The sequence below is a fragment of the Mycoplasmopsis glycophila genome, from assembly GCF_900660605.1.
Classification (GTDB): Bacteria; Bacillota_I; Bacilli_A; order Mycoplasmatales; family Metamycoplasmataceae; genus Mycoplasmopsis; species Mycoplasmopsis glycophila.
In genome coordinates, this window is record NZ_LR215024.1 from 174,282 (window position 1) to 194,771 (window position 20,490).

General features: G+C 29.1%; 17 protein-coding genes. 12 read left to right on the plus strand and 5 right to left on the minus strand.

Translation table 4 applies throughout. The features are described from left to right. Positions 1–62: 62 nt before the first annotated feature. The 3 genes from EXC46_RS00575 to rpmA all read left to right on the plus strand — a co-directional run bounded on the left by EXC46_RS00575 (position 63) and on the right by rpmA (position 1,039). The gene (locus tag EXC46_RS00575) at positions 63–311 is read left to right on the plus strand and encodes a hypothetical protein (protein WP_027333613.1); all 249 of its coding nucleotides are present in this window, start codon (positions 63–65) and stop codon (positions 309–311) included. 161 nt (positions 312–472) lie between these two features. Further along, complete coding sequence (gene rplU, locus EXC46_RS00580; RefSeq protein WP_027333614.1) at positions 473–772, plus strand: 50S ribosomal protein L21; 300 nt, start codon at positions 473–475, stop codon at positions 770–772. A gap of 6 nt (positions 773–778) precedes the next feature. Next, positions 779–1,039, plus strand: coding sequence for a 50S ribosomal protein L27 (gene rpmA, locus EXC46_RS00585; protein ID WP_027333615.1), 261 nt, complete (start codon positions 779–781; stop codon positions 1,037–1,039). An 18-nt stretch (positions 1,040–1,057) separates the two neighbouring features. Here the strand turns inward: rpmA and EXC46_RS00590 are convergent, their stop codons facing one another. Continuing rightward, positions 1,058–1,795 (minus strand): DNA-processing protein DprA, encoded by a 738-nt coding sequence (locus tag EXC46_RS00590; protein WP_044888894.1) that lies wholly within the window; start codon positions 1,793–1,795, stop codon positions 1,058–1,060. 188 nt (positions 1,796–1,983) lie between these two features. On the opposite strand from EXC46_RS00590, the gene EXC46_RS00595 reads away from it, so the two are divergent. From EXC46_RS00595 to EXC46_RS00625, 7 genes are all read left to right on the plus strand, one after another. Next, the gene (locus EXC46_RS00595; RefSeq protein ID WP_027333617.1) at positions 1,984–3,021 is read left to right on the plus strand and encodes a 2-hydroxyacid dehydrogenase; all 1,038 of its coding nucleotides are present in this window, start codon (positions 1,984–1,986) and stop codon (positions 3,019–3,021) included. Beyond that, positions 3,014–4,078, plus strand: coding sequence for an aquaporin (locus tag EXC46_RS00600; protein ID WP_027333618.1), 1,065 nt, complete (start codon positions 3,014–3,016; stop codon positions 4,076–4,078). Before EXC46_RS00595 ends, EXC46_RS00600 begins: the two co-directional genes overlap by 8 nt. 111 nt (positions 4,079–4,189) lie before the next feature. Continuing rightward, positions 4,190–5,389, plus strand: coding sequence for an acetate/propionate family kinase (locus tag EXC46_RS00605; RefSeq protein ID WP_027333619.1), 1,200 nt, complete (start codon positions 4,190–4,192; stop codon positions 5,387–5,389). A 69-nt stretch (positions 5,390–5,458) separates the two neighbouring features. After that, entirely contained in the window at positions 5,459–6,046 is a 588-nt protein-coding gene (gene yihA, locus EXC46_RS00610) for a ribosome biogenesis GTP-binding protein YihA/YsxC (RefSeq protein ID WP_027333620.1), read from the plus strand. Further along, on the plus strand, positions 6,039–6,974 hold the full coding sequence (locus EXC46_RS00615) for an MAG1430 family protein (protein ID WP_027333621.1): 936 nt from the start codon (positions 6,039–6,041) through the stop codon (positions 6,972–6,974). Before yihA ends, EXC46_RS00615 begins: the two co-directional genes overlap by 8 nt. Before the next feature lie 159 nt (positions 6,975–7,133). Further along, positions 7,134–8,567 (plus strand): pyruvate kinase, encoded by a 1,434-nt coding sequence (gene pyk / locus EXC46_RS00620; protein ID WP_027333622.1) that lies wholly within the window; start codon positions 7,134–7,136, stop codon positions 8,565–8,567. 124 nt (positions 8,568–8,691) lie between these two features. Further along, positions 8,692–10,986: an alpha-amylase family glycosyl hydrolase gene (locus tag EXC46_RS00625; protein ID WP_052353014.1), complete on the plus strand. Its 2,295-nt coding sequence runs from the start codon at positions 8,692–8,694 to the stop codon at positions 10,984–10,986. A gap of 45 nt (positions 10,987–11,031) precedes the next feature. Here the strand turns inward: EXC46_RS00625 and EXC46_RS00630 are convergent, their stop codons facing one another. Further along, positions 11,032–13,821, minus strand: a complete 2,790-nt coding sequence (locus EXC46_RS00630) for a hypothetical protein (protein ID WP_027333623.1) — start codon at positions 13,819–13,821, stop codon at positions 11,032–11,034. A 134-nt stretch (positions 13,822–13,955) separates the two neighbouring features. Between EXC46_RS00630 and EXC46_RS00635 the strand changes: the two genes are divergently transcribed. After that, on the plus strand, positions 13,956–16,685 hold the full coding sequence (locus tag EXC46_RS00635) for a cation-translocating P-type ATPase (protein ID WP_027333624.1): 2,730 nt from the start codon (positions 13,956–13,958) through the stop codon (positions 16,683–16,685). 94 nt (positions 16,686–16,779) lie between these two features. Here the strand turns inward: EXC46_RS00635 and tig are convergent, their stop codons facing one another. Further along, positions 16,780–18,084: a trigger factor gene (gene tig, locus EXC46_RS00640; protein WP_027333625.1), complete on the minus strand. Its 1,305-nt coding sequence runs from the start codon at positions 18,082–18,084 to the stop codon at positions 16,780–16,782. A 300-nt stretch (positions 18,085–18,384) separates the two neighbouring features. Between tig and EXC46_RS00645 the strand changes: the two genes are divergently transcribed. Further along, positions 18,385–18,609, plus strand: coding sequence for a hypothetical protein (locus EXC46_RS00645; RefSeq protein WP_027333626.1), 225 nt, complete (start codon positions 18,385–18,387; stop codon positions 18,607–18,609). Positions 18,610–18,753: 144 nt separating this feature from the next. Here EXC46_RS00645 and EXC46_RS00650 read toward each other — a convergent pair whose 3' ends face one another. Further along, complete coding sequence (locus tag EXC46_RS00650; RefSeq protein WP_027333627.1) at positions 18,754–19,227, minus strand: hypothetical protein; 474 nt, start codon at positions 19,225–19,227, stop codon at positions 18,754–18,756. A 162-nt stretch (positions 19,228–19,389) separates the two neighbouring features. Further along, positions 19,390–20,388, minus strand: coding sequence for an NAD(P)H-dependent glycerol-3-phosphate dehydrogenase (locus EXC46_RS00655; protein WP_027333628.1), 999 nt, complete (start codon positions 20,386–20,388; stop codon positions 19,390–19,392). Positions 20,389–20,490 lie beyond the last annotated feature (102 nt).

A 20,490-nucleotide genomic window follows, 5' to 3' on the forward strand; every position in this document is an offset into this window, starting at 1 on the left:
AAAGAGTTCTTTTTTAGTTCACAGGAGCTCTTTTTTTTATTTATTTAATGGAGGAAGAAAAAATGAAACTACAAGAATTAGAAAAAGTCAAAAAAGAAAACTACAAAGATCTTAGCGTTGGCTTTGCAATCACTACTTTTACAGCGAATTTAGTAGCATTAATTAGTGCTATTGCTCCACTTGTTGGTCTTATTAAAACTTCGCTTGCCTCGCATGGAGAAATTAAGGATAAATTTGTCCATTACAAATGACAGCTAGGCAAAGATGGAGCATCAAAAAGTCCAACAGATACTTTTACTACTTTTGATTAATTTAGCTTGCAAACATCTTTTTTAGAATTCTATTTTTTCGTTTTCTTTTTTATTAAAAAGAATTATAATAGATGTGTTACTTTCTTAGTAACCGTACCAAAAAGGTTCAAAAAGCATCATAAAGATCACCTTAAGGACGAGCCACTTAATGGAGGTATTGCATGTTAGCAATTATCGAAACAGGTGGGAAACAACTTTTAGTTAAAGAAGGTCAAACAATCTTCGTTGAAAAAATCGAAGGCGAAGAAGGTCAAGAAGTAAAATTTGATAAAGTTTTATTAGTTGACCAAAAAATTGGACAACCTTACTTAGAAAATGCATTAGTAACAGGAATTATTGAAAAACAAGGAAAAGCAAAAAAAATCGTTGTTTATCGTCACAACGCTAAGTCTACTCACAAGAGAAAACTTGGACACCGTCAACCATACACACGTGTAAAAATTACAGGAATTCAAGGCTAATAGAAAATGGCAAAAACCAAAGCTGGTGGATCTACCCGTAACGGTCGTGATTCACATTCAAAACGTTTAGGTGCTAAATTAGGTGACGGACAATACTGTACAGCAGGTTCAATCATTTATCGTCAAAGAGGAACAAAAATCTTCCCAGGTGAAAATGTTGGACGTGGTGGAGACGATACATTATATTCAAAAATTACTGGTTACGTAAAATACGAATGCAAAAGAAACAGAAAGTTTGTTTCTGTATACCCAGAAAGAGTAAAATAAATGATAAAAAGCACTTATTTAAGTGCTTTTTATTTCTTTTATGTCGGTAATTAAGCTAGCTCCATCTTTTATTAATTGCGTATTTCCATCATCAATATTAACGCCTGGAAAGCAATAAACTTCTTTCCCGTAATTCAAAAAGTAGTTAACAAGACCGTGTGACTTACTATTTTTGTTAGAAGAAATCATAATAATAAAATCTGCTAAATATGCAATTAAATCACAGTTCATCAAATAATGAAATTTTTTAGGATGAGTATTTATTGGTCAAACCGAAATATAAAGCTCATTTTCAAGATTTATTTTGCTTTGATCAATTTTATCAAGACCAGAACTTAAGATGTAAATAGTATTTGAATGTTTGCTTGTTATTTTTTCTTTTAGTAAATTTTGGCCTTTTTTAATGTCACTTGTTATTCATGCAAAATCATCTGAAAAAATTTTACTTACACGTGAAACAAAGAATTTGGTAAGTGGACTATCAATTTCATTAATCATTGCCACTTTATATTGTTTGTTTAAAAGTTCAATGTTACCAATATAAAAAATGAGTGCTGGATATTCTCTATCTTTTTCTTTTGCAAATGGATAATAAGGATCTAAAGGTGTTAGATATTTAATTTCTTTTTGTTGATAGATTTGCTTTATTTCAATTAATTTGTTTTGATCAATTTGATTTTGCTTTCTTAATGATTCAATTACGCTTGAATAATTACCTTTGTAAATGTGAGTTAAATAAAGTAATAATAAATTCATCTTTTTACCCCCATAAAATAGATAAAAAAAGAACGAAAAAGAAACCGGTAAAAAACTAAATTTATTTAAAAATGTAATTAATTCCATTTTTTTTCTCAATATACAAAATCATTATTTATAAAAAAAATAAAAATAATATAATAATGTAAAAACATATAATAAGCAACTAAATTAGGAGAACTTTTATTATGAAAATAGCTTTTTTCGATTCAAAAGACTATGATGTAAAATACTTTGAAAAATTCAATAACGGAAGACACGAAATTACATTCTTCAAAGAAAATTTAAACTTAAATACAGCTAAATTAGCAAAAGGTTACGATGCTGTTTGTGGTTTTGTTAACACATATGGTGATAAAGTGATTTTAGAAGTACTTAAAAAACTAGGAGTTAAATTCTGATTCCAAAGATCAATGGGATACAACAAAATTGATGTAGCTAAAGCTAATGAATTAGGAATTGAAGTTTTTAGAATTTTTAACTATTCAGCAGAAAGTATTGGTGAATTTGCTATGGCAGGTTTATTATGCTTAAACAGAAATTTAATTAAAGCACATGACAGAGTGTCAAAATACAATTTCTCATTAAATGGACTTGATGGACTTTGTGTTGGTAACTCAACAATTGGGGTTATTGGTTCTGGAAAAATTGGACAAACATTTATTAAAATTGCAAAAGCAACAGGGGCAAGAGTTATTGTTTTTGACGCTTTCGCTCAAGAAAACTTTCCAGAAACAGCAGATAAATTTGGTTTTGAATGAGTTTCATTAACAGAATTACTTAAACAAAGTGATTTCATTTCAATTCACTGTCCTTTATTATCATCAACAAGATACTTAATTGATGATGCTGCGATTGAAGTTATGAAACCAGGTGTTATTTTAGTTAATACAGCACGTGGTGAAATTATGGACTTAAAAGCAGTTTTAAGAGGACTTAAATCAGGTAAAATTCGTGGACTTGCAACTGACGTTTTAGAAAGAGAAGAAGGAAGATTCTACGAAGATGTTTCATCAAGAATTGAAGAACTTAAAGCAATGGATCCAGACTGAAAAGAATTAATTGAAATGGACAATGTTTTAGTAACATCACACCAAGCTTACTTAACAGATTTAGCTCTTACACAAATTGCTAAAACAACATTAGATAATGCAGATGCAGCAGAGCAAGGTAACTTTGACAATGCATTAAGACTTATGGAGAACGGAAAAATTAAAAATGGATAATAGTAAAACAACAGCAAAAGATTTTTGAACTTTCACAAAAGGTTTTTTCTCATTTTTTAAATTAACTAAAGAAAGAAGAGAAAATGCTGAAAAACCTAAAGATTTAAGAACATGAATCGTACATGGAATTTCAGAATTTATCGGAACAATTTTTATTTCATTAGGCCTTGCAGGGCTTAGTATTTATGTATCAAAAGCAGGACAAACTCCGCTTGTGATTGAAGAATATTTAATTCACCCAATTATTGTTGGATTTTTTGCAGGTTTTATCATCGTAGGACTTTGTTTATTTATTTTCTTACGTTGAAGTTGTGATTTAAACCCTTCAGTTTCATTTTTTAGATATCTTAATGGAACTAACAATGGATATTACACAATTTACAAAATCTCTATTCAAGTTTTAGGTGCAATTTGTGCAGGACTAATCATTTATGGTGTTGGTTCTCTAACAGCTCCAACGATTATACTTAAGAGTGGAGAAACTGTTAAAACTATATCTAATGCACCAATTGATGCCCTTTCAGCAGCAAAAAAAGCTTTTGAACCAGTTAAAAACGTATCTTTAACATCAGGAACATTATGAGTTTTCTTTGTTGAATTAGTTATGACAGCTGTTCTTTTATTCCCAATCTTCTCACCTAACATTAATTCAAAATACCGTGATTTATTTATCATGTTTATTATTTCTATGTCAGTTTGAATGGGATTATTAGGTGGAACAGCAGCAATTAACCCAGCTAGAGGTTTTGCTCAACAATTACCTACTCTTTTCTTCCATCAAAATTCTGAATCATTAGGTGCTCATGCAGTTCTTAAAGGATTTGGTGACGCTAATACAGGACAATCTGATTTAATTACTCTTTCTTCAACATCATGAACAAGCGTTGTTTGTGCAACTGCTGCAATGATTTTAGGTGATTTATTAGCTCCTGTTTTCTATATTTTCGTTCAAGGAGTTACAGAAAAGGTAGTTAACCCTATGATCGTTAAAATTATTGGATACAAAAATTACAAAGCATTAAACATGGAATCTCCAGCAAAAAACAAAAAGCAATAAGATAAAAAAGGCCAGCAAAAGCTGGTTTTTTTGTGAAAATCTTTCCAAAAAAGCAATTATTTAGGTAAAAATAATAAAATTAAATTATTAAATTCAAGAGAAGGAGTTTTTATGTCTAAAAACAAAGTTTTAGTTATTAATGCTGGTAGTAGTTCAATTAAGATCAGTTTATTTAATAAATCAGATTTATCATTAATTGCAAGCGGTATTGCTGAAAGAATAACTTTACCTGAAGGAGCTTTATCAATTAAATATAATGGCGAAAAACATTCTAAAACATTGCCTCTTCCTACCCATGAAGTTGCTGTGGAAGAAATTTATAAATTAATGCAAGAAATTAGTTTAATTGAAGATAAAAAAGAAATTGAATATATTGGATTTAGAGTTGTGCAAGGTGGAAACTATTTTAGTGATAGTACAATTATCAATGAAGATGTAATCTCAAAAATTGAAGAATGTGCAATTTATGCTCCTTTACACAATCCTGGTGCATTAATGGCAATTAGAGGGTTCCAAAAAGTTTTTCCACAAGCAAAATTAACTGTAGATTTTGACACTGCATTTCATGCTACAATCAATAAAGTTAATTCAACTTATGGATTGCCATATGAAATTACTGAAAAATATAACATTAAACGTTATGGAGCTCATGGTATTAGCCATCAATTCATTACACAAAAACTTGCTCAAATTTTAGGAAAAGATAAAGTTACATTTATCAATCTTCATTTAGGAAATGGTGCTAGTTTATGTGCTGTAAAAGATTCAAAATCATTTGATACTTCAATGGGACTTACACCGCTTGCTGGTGTAATGATGGGAACAAGAAGTGGTGATATCGATCCTTCTATCCACCAATTCTTAATGAAAGAATTAAATATGAATATTGATGAATTTACTGATTTATTAAACAAAAAAAGTGGTGTTCTAGGTGTTTCGGGATTATCTAGCGATATGAGAGATATTCGGGACGCAATTGATGAAGGACATGAAAGAGCGACTTTTGCATTAGAACTTTATGCTCAAAAAATAGTGGATTATGTTGCTGCATACGCTAACAAAATTGGAGGAGAAATTGATGCATTAGTTTTCACTGCTGGTGTTGGTGAAAATGACCCTGATTTACGTCAAATTATTTGCAATAAACTCTTTTTTAAAAAATTTGAAATTGATCCAAAAATTAATTTTGAAAAATTTGGAGAATACAAATTAATTAGTACTCCAAATAGTGAAGTGTCAGTTTATGTAATTAGAACAAACGAAGAATTAGTCATTGCGAAAAACGCATTAAGATTATTTAAAGAAGTCTAGCTTTGGCTAGATTTTTCTTATCTCTATTCAAGTATTTTTTATATAATTAAATAATAAAAAAGAGGCTATATGTTTAAATTTGTCAAATCGTCTACAGATCAAAATAATTATTATGAACATCCAAATTATGAAATTGCATTTTGAGGTCGTTCAAATGTTGGTAAAAGTTCTTTACTAAATGCACTAATGGGTAATGAAAAACTAGCAAGAGTGTCAAAAACACCAGGAAGAACCCAACTTTTAAACTTTTTCGAAAATGAACATGGAGTTGTTTTTGTGGATTTACCAGGTTATGGTTATGCTAAAATTTCAAATACTCAAAAACAAAAAATGCTTGATATGATTCATGATTACCTTGTGCATCGTCAAAACTTAAAGCACCTTATTGTTTTAATTGATTCAAGACATGGAATCACTAAAACAGATGAAGAAATTTTAACTTACCTTGAAGAAATGGGCATGCCTTTTACTTTAGTTTTTACTAAAGCTGATAAATTAAAACAAAAAGATAAGTCGCAGCTACTTAAAAAAATTAAACAAGATCGCCAAATTTTCAAATTTAATAAGTATCATATTGTTTCAAGTGAAACAAAACTAGGAATTAATTCCTTGCTTTTAGACATACAAGACATATTGAATGGAGAAGAACATGAATAAGAACATCTTAAAAAAACTTTCACTCGTTTTAGGTGGAGCAGCAATCACAGCAACAATGGTAGCTGTAGGTGTAGTTACTATTCAAAAACAAAACACTCAAAACGAGAGCGCTAAACTTGCGAAAACTTTAGATAGTTTATTTTTTATGGCAGGAAGTGATATCGAAGCCAAAAAACAAAACACAATCGCATCGAAATATGTTGCTCCTCAAGATCGTTTATATGAAACTAGTGCGCCAGGATTTAGTGATAAAATTAATTGAATTGAACTTCTTTTACTTGATAATCTCAAAACAGAAAGCCAGCTTAAGGAAAAAAGTTTTTATTTAGCTTCGCCAAGCGGTGAAATTGCTAATTCTTTAATTCAGTTTGGATTTGTTGTACAAAAAGATAATTCATTAACTAAAAAATCTAATTTTAGTATTAAAGCAAAATCATATGCAAATGATCTTAAAGGAGAATTGTTCCTGGAATTAGTTGTCCTTGATGGTGATACTGTTTTAGGTAAAAAAGTCTATAAAATCGATGGTTTTCAAAAAGTATCGCAAGAAGATCCTGGTACTTTAGCTATTTATGAAGAACAAAGCAATAATAATATTAATCTTTCTTTAAACAAAACTCAAATGTTATCTTATTCAAATTTTGATGCATTTGATGCTAAATACAAAGAAGTTGAAGGTAATTTAGAAAAAAAAGTTGAATTTATTAAACAACTTATTAATGTTTATCCAACCAATATGTCTTCTTACATTAATTATGATCAAGCTAATTTTTCTTATAAAAAAGTTGAAGAAAATAAATTGGAAATTAAAGTTTCTATGCCTTATAAAACCCAAATACATGCTGCAACAGAAGAAAATTTAAATGCAACAGAAACAATGCAACTGAACACTTTGGAAGTGACTTTCCCAATTTATACATTTGAATAAAATAAACAACAATAATAATATGTTATCATTTCCTTTTTTACACTCCAAAAAAGAGAAAATCAATTATTATTTTCTACCCTTAGTGTTACAATTTGAATGATATTAAAATTAATATTTTTATAAATCTAATATTTCAAAAAAACAAATTAGGAGTCTTAAATGAAAATTACAGATAAAAGAACTAAATTAGTTGCTACTATCGGTCCTTCAAGTGACAATTATGATATGTTAAAAGCTTTAGTTGAAAACGGAGTTACATGTATTAGAGCAAACTTTTCACACGGTTCACACGAAGAACAAGGAAACAAATTTAACCTTGGAAAAAGAGTTTCACAAGAACTTAAAATTCCAGTTTCATTACTTTTAGATACAAAAGGCCCAGAAATCCGTGTAGGAAAAATGAAAGATGGTGCTCAAGTTGTTAACGCAGGAAGTGAAGTTTTAATTCACACAACAGCTGAAGCATTCCAAAATTTAGAAGGAACTTCAACAGAAATTTCAGTAGCATATGATATGGCTCAAGATTTAGTTGTTGGAAACCAAGTTTTACTTGATGATGGTAAACTTTCAACAGTAGTTACAGAAGTTGGAAAAGGATATGTTAAAGTTAGAGCAGAAAACACACACAAATTAAAAACAAACAAACGTATTAATTTACCAGGTGTTGACTTTACATTACCTTTCTTAGCAGAAAAAGATATTGAAGACGTTAAATTCGGTATTAAAGAAGGAATTAACTATGTTGCTGCTTCATTTGTTAACTCAGCAAGAAATGTTAAAGAATTAAGAAAACTTCTTGATGATAACGGTGGAAAACACGTTCAAATTATTTCAAAAATCGAATCACACCTTGGATGCTTAAACATTGAAGAAATTATTGAAGCATCAGATGGAATTATGGTTGCTCGTGGAGATTTAGGATTAGAAATTCCTTACTACGATGTTCCATACTACCAAAAGAAAATGATTAGAAAATGTCGTGAAGCTGGAAAACCAGTTATTGTTGCTACACAAATGCTTGACTCAATGGAAAACTCACCACACCCAACACGTGCTGAAGTAACAGACGTTTACTACGCAGTAGAACTTGGAGCTGACTCAACAATGCTTTCAGGTGAAAGTGCAAATGGTAACTTCCCATTAGAATCTGTAAAAACAATGACAGCTATTTCAAAACGTGCAGAAAAAGAATTCTACAGCAGAAACTACTACCCAATCCAATTAGAAAAAGTTTGAGAAAACTCAAATCAATCAGATAAAAGAACAAAAATCGCTTACGAAATTGCAAGAAAAGCAATCGATGGTGAATACAAATATGTTGTTGTTCTTTCAAGAACAGGTGAACTTCTTAAACAAGTTGCTAAATTCCGTCCAAACACAACAATTATTGGTGTTGTAAATGATCCAAAAATGGTTAAAGGATTTGGAATTTATTCATCAGTATTTACTTCATTAGATTCTGAAGCTTTATTCCCAATTGTTAAAGCTGACCACGCTAAAGCAATTGAATCACTTGCACCTTACGGAATTCAAAAAGGTGATAGATTCTTAGTTGTTGAAAACGAAAAAATGACAGAACACGAAGTTAAATAATATAATTTCAAATAAAAACATCCTATCTTATAAGTGGGATGTTTTTTTCTTGATCTATCAAAGCGAACCAACAAGGAAAAGTCTAATTCCGTTTTCTATGCACTAATTTTTTTATAATTAAACTATGAAAAGATATTTAAAAAAACATTTTTGATATGGATTTCTTATTCCTGCGGTCTCATTAACTGCAGTTATTTCAACAAGTTGTGATAATACTAATAAAAAATATTCACAATGAGGACTTGACGCTTCAAATCCATACCAATTTAAATTAGGGAAACTTATGTTCCAATTACCAAGCGAAAAATTTAATGTTTATATACCTAAAATTCAAGCTGTGGATAATGAAGAAAAGTATGTGCAAATTGAAAAAGAATTAAAATCAGAAATTAAAAGACATGAAATGCAAAATTATAAACAAGAACAAATTGCACAACTTCAAAGTTTAAATAACTTAAATCAAAGCGAAATAGATGAGTTTCAAAAAGAAATTGTTGAAGCTTACTCTTACAGCGCTATTGATAAAGCAATTGCAAAAGCAGAATATTTAAATAAATCAAAAGAGGTTAGATACGCTAATATGCCAGAAAAAAGAACTTATATTGATAATTTAGAAGTTAAACCTAGTGACAAAGATTTCAAATTTTGAGCAGATCCTTCGTTTACAAAATTTATTGATATGAACAAATTATCATATTTAGATATGCCTAATAAAGTTCAAATGATTGCTCCTTTTAATAATAACCATCCTAAAACAAGTTTAATGTATCAATTAACAGTTTATTCTTTTGCAGATGGTAATAATGATGGAATTGGTGATTTTATTGGGCTAAAAGAAAATCTTGATTATTTTGAAAAATTAGGAGTAGATGCTCTTTATTTATCGCCCGTTTTTCCTGCAAGTAGCTATCATGGTTATGATGTTATTGATTATACAGATATTGCGCCCGAACTTGGTGGAATGGAAGCTTTTGATCAGTTTCTAATTTTGGCTCATCAAAAAGGAATTCGTGTGATTTTAGACGTTCCTTTTAATCATACTTCATATGAGCACCCATGATTCCAAGAAGCGCTAAAAGGAAATGAAAAATACCAATCTTATTATAATTTTTACAATGTTTATAGTGATACTAAATTAAATGCAGAACAACGTGATGAACCATGACTTAAAAGCATGTACACACACATTGATCAAAAAGTACCTTTAGCTTCAAAAGCATGAACTGGGTATTTTTGAGCAGGAATGCCAGATTTAAATCTTAATAATGATCTTGTTAAAGATGAAATCAATGCGGTACATGAATTTTGAGCTAAAAAAGGAATTGATGGCTTTCGTTACGATGCTTTTTATCATATTTTTGATAATTATAACCCTAATAAACATGGCGAAAATGGTTCTTCAACAAACAAAACAACTAGCGCTTTTGTCTCATGAAGAAAAGCTGCTAATAAAGGTTTAGAAGCACGCACAAATAGCAACATTACCAGTTCTACCGATGATTTCTTTATGTTTGGAGAATGATGAGGCAGCGTTTATGATGCTAATAAATATTTTAAATTTTTAAACATTAAAAGTTTAGGTAGCGTTATTGATGGACACAATTACAAAACAAAAGAATATAACACATCAACTGGAGAGCTTGTCAAATCAGTTTATTTAACACCAAACGAAGAAAAAAGTGTAATTAATAATCTCAATTCTTATCACGCTGAATGAATGCCGTTTTTAGATAATCATGACATTGAGCGTTGAATTAACGAAGTGAAATGAAAAATTACACACAGTAATGTAACCAACAAACCTTCGGTTTTAACTCAAGATGAAATTGACGCTTATAATTATGCTTTAACAAGTCTTCTTTCAAGAGGTGGACTACCAATTTTATATGACGGAAACGAACTTTATATGCAAGGTGGACCAAAAAGTGGAGAAGGCAACGGAGATTACAATATTCGTGAATCATTCAATTGAGAAGATCCATCAAAAGTAGTTTACTTCTTTGAAAAGAAAAGTGGTGATTTAATCAGTAAACGTGCAAGTTTTGGAAATCCAAGCATCGAAAAAATGATTGCAGACCCTAACAGTGGATTTAATTTAGTATCCAAGTTAGCTCAAATTAGACAAAATTATCCTGCAGCTAGAGAACAAAAAGTCGAATACATCACAGAACCTAGCCTTCTTTTTGATAATTTAACTCCAGATAAAGAAAAAATGATAACTGTGAGAGATAATCAAGACGGTACATATTTAGTGTACTTTTATGGTTATAAACCAACAGGAAATCTTGATAATTTAACTTTAAAAAATAATTATCAAATCCAAAAGGAACTAATCAACAAAAATATTGTCACAAACAGCAATGTCTTCAATAACAAAACAAGTGGTTTTATAGGAGTTTTTGTAATATCTACCAAGTAGAAAGAAAAAACACACTGGCTAATTTTAAGCTAGTGTGTTTTTGTTTTATGATAAGGTAAACTCAATTACGTTTAAAGCTAAAGCTTGTTGTTCTTTTGTTATATATTCTTGTTGTGTTAATTGGAACACCTCATCAAATGCAGCTTTAAGTTTTGGTAATTTAACTGTTCCTTCTTCCGAAGAATTTAAAATTTCTTCTAATTTTGCTGTTGAAACAGAATAGTCATTTTCATGAATAAACTCAATTAATTCAATTACTCTACTATTTCAGCTTTCTAATTCTGTCACGTTTGGATTTAATACTAAATTATTAATACGTGGACTAATTGGAGCAACTGACATTGATTTAAGTATCTTGTACTGTATTTCAGAGATTTCTACTACAAAATTAATAGATGAATAGTTTGTTGTTGTTGAAAAGACAGTTTCTTCAGGTAACGTTGAACCTAGTTGTTTTAAATTTAGGTATTTCCCTTCATGACCAAAACCATATGCTAAATCAATTTTAAAAATATTTTGATTATTAATTGTACTATTTGATAAGCTTTTTGCAATTAACGGGTTAAAGCCTAAAGCGTGCACTTCTCCTAATAAGCTTTGGTTAGAAAATAAATCAATGAATGGTTCATATTTTAAATTTTTAACAAGAGATGGATCGAATTTAATACTTAAGATATATTTTTTATCACTTGCAGAAGGATATTTTTGATTTAAAAAGTAAGACATTGTGCCTGGCTTTGAAACATCGCTTGAACTAATTAGACGTCCTGCTCCAACTTCCGCAATTTTTAAATAAATTTTATCTTGGTATTTTGTATCTCCAACTTTGTAATTAAATACTAAAGAATTATTTCATTTAACATCATCTTCTAAAAGGTTATATTCACTCTTTTGATAATTATATTTTGAAAACTCTTGGATTTGTTTTGCAGCAAATTCCTGGCTCGCACTATTGTTTTGTGCTAACGCATTAAGTCTTTCTCTTAAATTATTAAAATCAATGTATGTGAAACTTTCTGAAGGTTCTTCATTAGGATCAAAAGTAGATAAATCTTCTGTTTCAATAAAAGTGTTTGAAAAAAGATTTGATACAGGTAATGTAATTACATTGTTTTCAATAAGATTTGACATTACTTCTTGAATTTTTTTGTAGAAAAGATCAATTTCGTAAGTGTCTTTATCAATTGCATTTGTTAAAACTTCTTTTGAACTATTTGCAACTTGTTCGTTTATTTTTGTTCTATAGTTCTCTAAATTGTTTTCTGTAACTTTTTGCTCATAACTTTTTAAAATTTCTTTAAAGAAACCAATCGCTTCCATGGCTTGAATTAATTTGATACGTTTTTGTTGTGCGATAGCTTGGAATTCTTGTGTTTTAGCTTGGTTTTGTTGTAAAACACCAAAAAATTTACCTGCTATTTCTTCTAAAAAATTACCAACTTTTTCTTGGAAAAATTGCATATTGTCAATGTCATATTCATTTGGCAAAATCATTTCATCTAATTTTGAGTTTATTGTATTTATGAAGTTATTTTTAAAGAAAAGAAAGACTTGATCATAAGAAATTTTTAAACCATTATCTAGTTGATTTTGGATTATTTCTTTCATAATTTTGACAAAATCTTGAGTTCAAATATTTAGATAACTATCTAGACCTTTTTCAAGAAGTTTTTCAAGCTCTACATAAACGGGCTGAAAATCTTCTTTCTCTTTAAACCTTAAATCAAGTCTTATTGGGTTTATTTGGCTATTCATATCTAAATTATTTTGAATTTTATTCATAAGTTCTATTGCGAGATTATCAACTTTATTTTCAAAAGAATACATGTTATTTAAGTTGAAAATTTCAATAGACTTAAATTCGGCGTCAATTTGATCACTTTTGTTTTTATAATCTTTAAAAACTTGTTCGTCTGGAAAAGCACTAACAAGACTATTGAACGAAAGCATCTCAACAAAAGATTTATTCATTTGTATGAAAGCAAGCTGCATTTCGTACATTTTAGTAATATTAGATTTTAAGTATTCAAAATTATTTAAATTAGCTTCGTTTTCTCTTTGGTCTTGAATCTCTTTTCATTTTTTCTTTAAGTCAGAAGTAAATAAATAGTTATTATTTTGTGTATTTGATAAAAAGTTTCCTAAAAGTTCATTTAAACTAGAGTATGTTTTTCCTTCAAAAAATTGAAGTTCTTTCATGTTATTATCGCTTGAAGCTTCAATTAAGAAAGTATCATAAAATCAAATTTGAAGATATTTATTTTTAAATTCATTAGTTTGTTCTTTTGAAAAACTAGTAGAAGAAGAACTCTCTCCTATGTTTTCAAAAGTTTCATACAAACTATTAAAGCTAGTTTCTATTTCTGATGTTGGGTTTTGAATTTTTTTAAATTGCTCTTTTACACTTTGTTTAAGCATTTCAACTGTCACTTGTGTATCTTTGATTCTCTCTGATATTTGTAGAAAACTGCTAATTTTAAGAACTAAATTTTGCTCAATAGCAGCTTGTAATTGTCAATCTTGATTGTTTAATAATTTTTCTTTTAAATTAGGTGCATCATTTTTGATTTCTGTGATTTTTTGAATAAAATCATTTCAAATTTGTGACGAAAATAATGGTGAGTAGTCATATTTTGCTACTTCTTCAATTTTTTCATTAAGCATCTTTTGGTTATCTTTAAAAAAGAGATCAAAAATTAATTCTGATTTTTTTTCTTCTGATAATTTCACAGAAGCATTTTCTGTTTTTTCTGGTGCACATTTAGAAGCTAATAAAGGAACTAAAGGCAAAATAGGACCAGTTGTTAAAAATATTTTTTTTCATTGTTTTTTCATAAATACTATTATATAAAACTTTGTTATTTATTTACGTTTTAGATACTTGAAAATCTTTTTATTTACCTTTTTTGAAGTGTTTTTAATATATAATTAAATCATTCTTGTTTAAAAGAATTATATAAGGAGAAAATATGGAAAATAATTCGAAACCAATGGTTGTCGGACTTACAAGCGGAGAAGCCGCAAGAAGACTGCAACAATATGGTCCAAATGTATTACATGAAGAAAAAAAACGTAATATCTTTCAAATTTATTTTGCTCAATTCAAAGATTTTATGATTATTCTTCTTTTGATTGCTGCATTAATTAGTTTAGGTGTAGCAATTTATGAAACTTCTACAACAACTTTAACAACTCAAGAAATTGTTATTAAATTTGTGGAACCGCTCATTATTTTTGTGGTAGTAGCTTTAAATAGTGCTTTAGGAACTTACCAAGAAATTAAGAGTGATCAAGCTGTTAGAGCTTTAGCTAAAACAAATGAACTTAATGCCAAAGTTGTACGTGATGGTAGAATTATACTTGTGCCAAGTCACGAACTTGTTGTGGGTGATTTAATTTTAGTTGAAGCCGGTGATGCTATTTCAGCTGATGCTGTTTTAGTTGAAAGTTTTTCACTTAAAGTTGTGGAATCAGCTTTAACAGGTGAATCTCTTCCGGTTGATAAGGAAGTTAAACAATTAGTGAATGAAGAAATTATTCCTTTAGCAGAAAGAGTGAATCGTATTTTTTCAGGTACATATGTTGTCAATGGTAAAGCATATGCTGAAGTAGTAGCGACCGGAAAAAATACTGAATTAGGGAAAATTAATTCTTCAATTCAAGAACAAACAGCAAACGTTACACCTTTACAGTATAAACTTAATAAATTAAGCAAGATTTTTGGTATAGGTGGAATTGCTTTACTTTTTATTTCTTTAATCTTACAAATTATTTTTACAAACCTTTTCACAGGAAATTGAGAGAATGTTGAAGTTTATTCTCAAACATTAATTATTAGTATTTCTTTAGCTGTTGCAGCTATCCCTGAAGGACTTGTGACTTTTACAACGGTTCTTTTAGCAATTGGTGTTTCACATATGACCAAGGAAAATGTTGTTGTTAAAGCGTTTCCTGCAATTGAAACATTAGGTTCTACAAATGTTATTTGTTCAGATAAAACTGGAACCTTAACTCAAAATAAAATGACTGTTGTCAAATTTTATGACGCGTTAAATACAGATGAAGAATTATCGAACTCAAAAGCTTTAAGTGCTTTTGTGGCTTGTTGTGATGCTACTATTACACCTAACAATCAAAATGATTTTGATGAAATTGGAGATCCAACAGAAACTGGTATTTTAAGATTTGGATATAAAAATAATAATAGTGCAGAAAAGTTTTTCAAAACTAACAAGAAAATTTACTCACTACCATTTGATAGCGACCGTAAAATGATGTCTATTTTAGTAGATAATGGTAAAAATCAAAAATTCATGATTACCAAAGGTGCTCCAGACGTTATTTTAAAACATTCAAAAAACGCTACTCAAGAAGATTTTGAGAGAGTTGAGAAATGATCTAAACAAGCATTAAGAGTTATTGCGATTGCGTTTAAAAATCTTCCTGAAAATAAACAAGAATTATCAATTGAAGATGAAAATAACTTAACATTTATTGGTCTTGTTGGAATGATTGATCCGCCAAGAGAAGAAGTTAAAGAAAGTGTTTTAGCTGCAAAACAAGCAGGTATTAAAACAGTTATGATTACAGGTGATCACCTTGTAACAGCGAAAGCAATTGGTACTCAGTTAGGAATTTATCAAGAAGGAGATCTTGCTGTGACAGGTGCCGAGCTTAACACTATGTCAGATGAATTCTTAAAAGATAATGTATCAAGAATTTCAATTTATGCTCGTGTTAGTCCTTCTGATAAATTAAGAATTGTAAAAGCATGACAATCGCATGATAAAGTTGTGGCCATGACTGGTGATGGTGTTAATGATGCACCAGCACTTAAAGCTGCTGATTTAGGTTGTGCAATGGGAATCACAGGAACAGACGTTTCTAAACAAGCTGCTGATATTGTTTTAACTGACGATAACTTCAACACAATCGTTAAAGGAATCAAAAAAGGTAGAGAAACTTTTGACAGAATTAAATCTGTTATTTTAAATTTATTAGTTTCTTCGTTAGTTGAAATTATTGTTATGCTTTGTGGGCTTTTAGCCTTTAGATTTATTTTTAAAAATGCAATTGGTGAAACTGAATTTATCGTTCTTTCAGCTTCACAATTATTATGAATTAACTTATTAACACATGGACTTCCAGCTATAGCGCTTGGAATGACTCCGCTTGATGATAATGTAATGAACCGTTTACCATTTAGCAAAAAAGAAAGCATTTTTGCTCGTGGTATGGGTAAAAAATTAATTATTCAAAGTCTTATTCTTTCTTTCTTTGCTCTTTTATCTTATTTAGTTGTAGGATTTATAGCACAAGCAAAAGGTGTTTCTGGACAACAATTTGTTCAAATCACTTCAACCGCTTGCTTCTTAACTTTAGGTCTTGGAGCAAGCTTAAATGCTTTAAACTTAATGAGTAAATACAATTTATTCAGATGCAACCCTATTAAATATAGATTAGTTTATTTAGCAACATTATCATCTCTTGTTTTAATTTTAATTGTTGTTTTTGTACCAGGATTAAATAACTTATTCAAAATGAATATTTTTATCGGTGAAAAATATAGTGTTACTTACTGAATTTTACCGATTGTCTTTGGTTTTGGATTACTTATTGCCGAAGAAATTAGAAAGGCTTTTGTTAACTACAATTTACTTTCAAAAATAAGACTTTTAAAATTTAAAAAAGCAAGTTAATAAACATAAATGTAGAGCAATAAGCTTTACATTTTTTCTTTAAGGATGCAAAAAACCTCTAAACAGTTTTGTTTAGAGGTTTTTTTACTTTGAACTATTTTTGTTCTTGTGCAATGTTTGCTTTTAAAGCATCTACAGCTTTTGAAAAGTCTGCAACTTTATATGATTTTGTTTTTTCTAAAAGGTTTTTAGTTGTTAAAAGAAGTCCAAAAAGAGCTTTGTATTGGTTTGCTTCTTTTAAATCTTGTACAAATGAATCCACTTCTTCGTTTTTAGCTAAAACTTCTGAAAGAACTCAATTTCTTGAAAATTCTCTAGCAACATTGTTTAAAGCTTCTTCTTTAAATTGTGCTTCTAATTCTTCCTCAGAAGATTTAATTAATGATAAGTATTCAGTTTTTTTAATTTTGTATTGTTTTAATTGACTATTAAAGTTATTTCTAAGTTGTTCAAGTGCTTGATCTAAAAACGAACTGTGTACTTGAGCTTTAACATCGTTTGCAATTTCAGAAACAACATCTTCCATGTAAGCGTTTGAAGCTTCAACAAGTTTTTCAACTTTTCATCTATTTTCAAACATTTCTTTAAGTTGTGCGATATTTTCAACGTTTGGAATTTGGAATAACTTAACTTTTTCATCATCTAAATCAGCTGCCTCTTTTCTTGTGGCTGAATTAATTTTAATTTCAAATACAGCATCTTTTCCTTGAAATTCTTTAGAGAAGTAGTTTTCTGGGAATGTAACTTTAATTGAACCTTCTCATCCAATTTTTTTACCTTCAAGTTGTTCTTCGAATCCAGGAATAAAGCTTTTCGATCCTAAAACTAAATCATATCCTTCAGCTTCTCCGCCGTCAAATGGTTGATCATTAATAAATCCTTTGAAGTTAATGTTAACTGTATCACCATTTTGAAGTTCTTGTTCTTCTTTTAAAGCAACTGGTAATGAAAGTGAAGCAAGAAATTCGTTATATTTTTCATCGAACCCTTCTTTTGTTAATTCAAAGTTACCAATTTTAGCTTTTAATTGATCTAATTTAACTCCTGAAAAGTCAGGTGTTTGTAATAAAATGTATTTTAAAACTACATCGCCATTTTCTTTGGTTTCAAAATCGTAAACTAATTGAGCTCCTGTAAGTTTATTTTCTTCTAAATATTTAAGAACTTCTTGTCTGTGAAGGTTAAATAATTCATCAACAAGTGCTCTATTTACAGCGTCATAATCAACTCTAGCAAGCGCTTTGTCTCTTGGAGCTTTACCAGGACGGTATCCAGGAACTTTAACTTTTTTAAGTTGAGCTTCGATTTTAGCTTCTAAAAGAGGTTGAATTTCAGCTGATGGAACTTCTACTGACACTAACAATTCTTTTTTATCATTATTTAATTCATGTTTAATCATTACTTCGATTCTCCTTTAATGTGTAATTTGATAAATATATTTATATTTTACTTTATTTTTAATTTTTAAAAGCAAATTAAAAAAAGTAATCAAGCCGTTTAGCTTTATTGAATTAATTAACGGTTTTTTTAATATCACTCCAGTTTTTGAGCTCCAAAAAAGCTTAATAAATCTAAAAAAGTTATTTTTACATATCAAAAATTACAAGAAATGCATTTTTACAATCTAAAAAAAGTAAAATGCAAGTGTAAGGAAATAATTACATAAATGTAATTAAATTAGGAATTTGAAGGAGAAGTTATGAAAATTAAAAGCATTCTTTTCAAAATGAGTCTAATTGGCTCTATAACAATTCCTTTTGGTTCTTTAACCGCCCCTTTACTTGGAGTAACACTTTTATTTAAAAGTATCATCTTCCCAAGAATAGGACTTAAAATAACTTCTATTTTTACTTATAACGAATGTTATTTGGTTTTTATCATAGTTATCAATACAACGCTTGATAATTTAATTCACCTTGAATAGATATAATATGTCTTAACTCACGAACTTTTATTTCGTCATAATAAGAAACGTTACGTCCACCATCGATAATTTCTTTTGTACGTCTTTAGAGAAATTGAATAAAACTATTATATTCTCTTATCATATCAAGTGTTAAATAAGCATCTACTTATCATCTAAAAAGTAGTCTCTATATTTTAACATAGGGTTATATGGACATTCTTCATTTGTAAGAAGTGCTCTGCGGAACATAGAAATAGCTTTAAAATGGTAGCTTTCTTCGTCAATTTCTAAATTATTATCTTCTAAATGTTCAAGGTACGCTTCTTTTGCTAGTTCTATAACTTGTAATAATTCAGTATATGTTTCTTTTAGTCAATTTTTAAATGTATCTTTTCTATCTTCTAAGTATCATTCTAATTGTTTTTCATCAAGTTCAAAAATATTAATTTGATGCGTTTTAATAGAGAACCGTGCACCATTATTTGCAACATAAAAGTCACCCTCTCTTCAAAGTCCATGTCTTACATATACTCTTGTTATTGGTGTAGATGGAGAAGTACTATTAATATTTACAATACCACTTCCACTTACATTATTAGGTTCTTGTGTGTCCTTGCTTTGAAGAACAAGATGCACTAAGCATCATTAATTGTATAGTAGCAGCTCCTAAAATAAATTGGTAAAAGTTTTTTAAATTTTTTGATATGTATTTTCTCCTTATAGTTTGATCATAATAATTGTAAAAAAAAGTCACGAAATTAACCGAAATTTTTAGTTAATTTTGCGACTTTTTGAAAATTAATTTTTGATAAAATCTAAAATTTTTAAAGGATTTTTTTGTCCAGAAATTATACTTAAAATATTTTTTAGAAAAGGAACATCGATATCATGTTTTTTCAAAATTTTAGCAAGCGTTTTCGCTGTTTCGATCCCTTCGACTGTCCTTGAATTTTCTTCAAGTGTTTTTTCAAGACCAATTTCAGCAATTTGCTGACCAAAACGATAATTACGACTTTTAGTTGATGAGCAAGTTAAAAAAACATCTCCAATTCCTGCAAACGACATAGCAACTTCGGAATTATTAACATTAGGATTTAGTTCTTTAACAATTTTGGAAATTTCTTGAATTCCCATTGTTAATAAAGCGGCATTTGTATTAATTGATTCATAAATAATTGAAATGATACCCATACCAATTGCAAGAACATTTTTAATTGCTGCAAAGATTTCTGCACCAACTTCATTTTGTTCTGGTACTAAATTGAAGAAGTTGTTATTAAATGCTTTGGTGAGTGAATTTATGTATTCAACGTTTTCGCCAACAACGTTAATTGTTGTAAATTGCTCATTAAACACTTCAACAGCAAAAGAAGGTCCGATAAATGTTGCTAAATTCTTTAGGTTACGTTTGAACTTTTTCTTGATAAATTCAGAAAAAGGTTTTTCTGAATTTGGCTCAAACCCTTTTGAAAGATTAATTAGGTCAATTTTTTTGTATTTTAGCTCATTTTGCAATTCTTTGAGAACACTTTGAACAAATTGTGATGGTATACCTAAAACAATAACATCTGAAAATTTAATAAGTTCAGAAAGTTTGTTTGTAACAAAAATATTTTCATGGTTAAAAAATTCTCGTGAACTAAAGTATTTGGTATTAAAACCTTTAGCAATGTCTTGGATCTCGTTTTGGTCAATTCCATAAAGCATCGATTGATAATCATTGTGACTTAAAACATTTGCAAGAGCGCTACTTCATGCTCCTGTCCCGATGAAGCCAAATTTTGTTTTTTTACACATAAAATAAATTATAAAATAAAAAATTTATTTGTGCCAACAAATAGATATAAAAAAGATTCTCTTGTAAATTTTTGTAATGAGCACTATATGAAAGCATTAAGC